Source organism: Bacillus sp. P14.5 (genome assembly GCF_003316765.1).
GTDB lineage: Bacteria > Bacillota > Bacilli > Bacillales > Bacillaceae_B > Rossellomorea.
On record NZ_NIJF01000053.1, the window covers coordinates 1 to 2,577 of the forward strand.

The following is a 2,577-nucleotide window of genomic DNA, read 5'->3' on the forward strand; positions in this document are numbered from 1 at the left end:
CTCGCGCGATCGGATTCTACTATCGAAACTCGTGGCCGCCCTCCTCATCATGCTCGCCCAGTTCGTGTTCATCCTTGCCGTCACATACGGTTTTGCGTTGACGCTCGAGGGAGAGTTGACGCTCGAACAGTTCCGCAACATCTTACTTAGTGTGTCGAGCGGCGTGTTCGTCATCTTCTTGACGCTCATGTTCTCGGTCGTCTTTAAATCGGTCGGCGTCGTGATCGGCTTCACCGTGCTCGCGAACTTCGTCTCGACGATGATCGGTGGGCTTCTCATCACATGGAAACCAGCCATCGCCAAGTGGATCGTCTTCTTGCACACGGATTTGTCGATCTACTATCAAAGCCCTGGCTTCATGGAGACGATGGACGTGACGATTTGGTTCTCGGCGTTTTACGTCTTGATTCACATCGTCGCCTTCTATATCATCACGGCGTTCATGTTCCGCAGTAAAACGTTCGCCGAATGACGATTAACGTCTGAACGAGTGTGGTACTTCCTATACAGAGACTTCTTTGAATGGAGGGACCACGATGTCAAAGACGGCGTTACTCATCATCGACATGTTCAACGACTTCGACTTTGTCGGCGGGGACGATTTGTTCAACAACACCAAACCGATCGTCGAGCCGATTTTGAAACTGAAACGTCACTTTAAAGAGAACGACTGGCCGGTCATCTACTGCAATGACAACTTCGGGCAGTGGAAAAGACAGCACCGAGGACATCATTCGTCACGTCGATTCCTCGAAAAGGCAGCGCCATCGCCAAACGGATCGCTCCGGAAGACAAAGAATACTTCATCATCAAACCGAGACATTCGACGTTTTACGGAACGCAGCTCGACATCTTGTTGCGACAGCTTGACGTCACATCGCTCGTCCTGACCGGCGTCGCCTCGGACATTTGCATCTTGTTCTCGGCGAACGACGGTTATATGCGCGAATATGATCTCCACGTCCCGCGCGACTGCGTCGCCGCCGAGACCGATAAACGTAATGCTAGCGCCTTGATCGTCATCCACGAGGCGCTTGGCATCCCAATCGACGATGCAGATACGTATATAAAAGCTACCCAGGTGTGATAAAAGCCTCTGACTGTTGGACACATAATCCCAACATTTCAGAGGCTTTTTCGTTTCATTTTCAGCTATGCTAGAGGTATGAAGAAACCATGAAGGATGTGACAACATGTATCTCACAATCGGATTATCGCTACTCGTTTGCTTGATTGCCCTCATTTTTACGATCATGGTCGGACTCGGAAAAGACAAGTCAGACTACAGTCAAAAGAAAAGTTGGTCGATGGTGTCGTGGACGTATATCGTCTTGTTCCCTGTCTCATTCATGGCACTCGGCCTGTTATACTATTTCATCACTCGATGACTCGTTCATCGAGTTTTTTTATGGTACGTTTTTAACAACAGAAAAGAGGTGCCTAATTGAGTCGATTTGAAAAACTATATCCAGTCATTATCTTGCTATCCATCCTGCTCGGCCTTATATTAGGGTCCGTCAATTCTATCCGGTCGATGGCTGACTTCGCAATCTTACCTTTGCTCATGGCGATGTTATTTTTCACGTTCATCCAAATCCCGTTCGCCCAAATCCAGCATTCATTCTCGAACCGGACGTTCGCCTTGTCCAGTCTCATCCTCAATTTCGTTTGGACACCCCTATTCGCCTGGGCCATCGCCAACATCTTTTTATCTGAACAACCGGCGCTTTGGATCGGCTTCATTATGTTGATGGTCACACCTTGCACAGATTGGTATATCATTTTTACCGGTCTCGCTAAAGGTGATGTCGTCGCGTCACTAAGCATTTTACCGCTCAACCTTGTTCTTCAACTCGCCTTATTGCCAGTCTACCTTCATCTGTTAACGGGAACGTCGAGTGACATCTCGATGTCGCTACTGCTCCACAGTCTAGTCGTGCTCATGATGCCGCTCGGTTTGGCGCTTGGTGTGCGTTATTTTCTGACTAAATCCAGACAATTGCGGCGACTCGAGCGTATCGGTGCTTGGCCAATTTTCCTCTTAAGCTTGGCCGTGATGTCGATTTTTGCTTCGCAAGGTCGTCTATTAATCGAACATATTTCAATCTTGGGCCTCTTACTCATCCCATTGCTTTTATTTTTTGTCGTCAACTTCGTGATCAGTCGACGTGTCGGTAAGAAGCTGTTTCATGAGGGTGCGACCGTGACGAGTCTGCAGATGACGACGCTCGCCCGCAACTCTCCGATTGCCCTTGCTGTCGCCACGACCGCTTTTCCGAACGAACCGCTCATCGCCCTCGTACTGGTCATCGGTCCGTTAATTGAGTTGCCGGTGCTCATCATCGTCTCATTCGTGATTCAACGATTAAACCAAGGCTGACCGCCATCCGCGATCAATCAGCGAATAAGCGTCGGCTTCACTGCCAATGCAGCGGCTATTATACCGATAAGCGGGAAGACGAGCGAATACCAAATAATCAGTTCATAGTTCCCGAACAGGTCGTAGGCGATTCCGAACGGAAGCGGACCGACCGCAGAACCGAGCACCATGACAGACGTCGCCAGCCCGCTGATACT

At 49.5% G+C, this 2,577-nt stretch carries 4 protein-coding genes and 2 pseudogenes; 5 read left to right on the plus strand and 1 reads right to left on the minus strand.

Annotation, left to right across the window (positions count from 1 at the left end):
• From B9Z54_RS06830 to B9Z54_RS06845, 5 genes and pseudogenes are all read left to right on the plus strand, one after another.
• The coding region (locus tag B9Z54_RS06830) for a hypothetical protein (RefSeq protein ID WP_113927702.1) at positions 1–472 on the plus strand (472 nt) is incomplete at its 5' end.
• Positions 473–566: 94 nt separating this feature from the next.
• Positions 567–674, plus strand: a pseudogene (locus tag B9Z54_RS26130) (cysteine hydrolase); the annotation flags it as partial.
• A 32-nt stretch (positions 675–706) separates the two neighbouring features.
• Complete coding sequence (locus B9Z54_RS06835) at positions 707–1,087, plus strand: cysteine hydrolase family protein (RefSeq protein WP_275887793.1); 381 nt, start codon at positions 707–709, stop codon at positions 1,085–1,087.
• A 106-nt stretch (positions 1,088–1,193) separates the two neighbouring features.
• On the plus strand, positions 1,194–1,388 hold the full coding sequence (locus B9Z54_RS06840) for a hypothetical protein (protein WP_113927703.1): 195 nt from the start codon (positions 1,194–1,196) through the stop codon (positions 1,386–1,388).
• 56 nt (positions 1,389–1,444) lie between these two features.
• The gene (locus B9Z54_RS06845; RefSeq protein ID WP_113927704.1) at positions 1,445–2,380 is read left to right on the plus strand and encodes an arsenic resistance protein; all 936 of its coding nucleotides are present in this window, start codon (positions 1,445–1,447) and stop codon (positions 2,378–2,380) included.
• Between the two features lie 17 nt (positions 2,381–2,397).
• Here the strand turns inward: B9Z54_RS06845 and B9Z54_RS06850 are convergent.
• Positions 2,398–2,577: pseudogene (locus B9Z54_RS06850) on the minus strand (MFS transporter); the annotation flags it as partial.

Coding starts and splice junctions, on each gene's coding strand:
- B9Z54_RS06840 (WP_113927703.1), top strand. CDS start 1,194: ATGTATCTCACAATCGGATTATCGCTACTCGTTTGCTTGATTGCCCTC.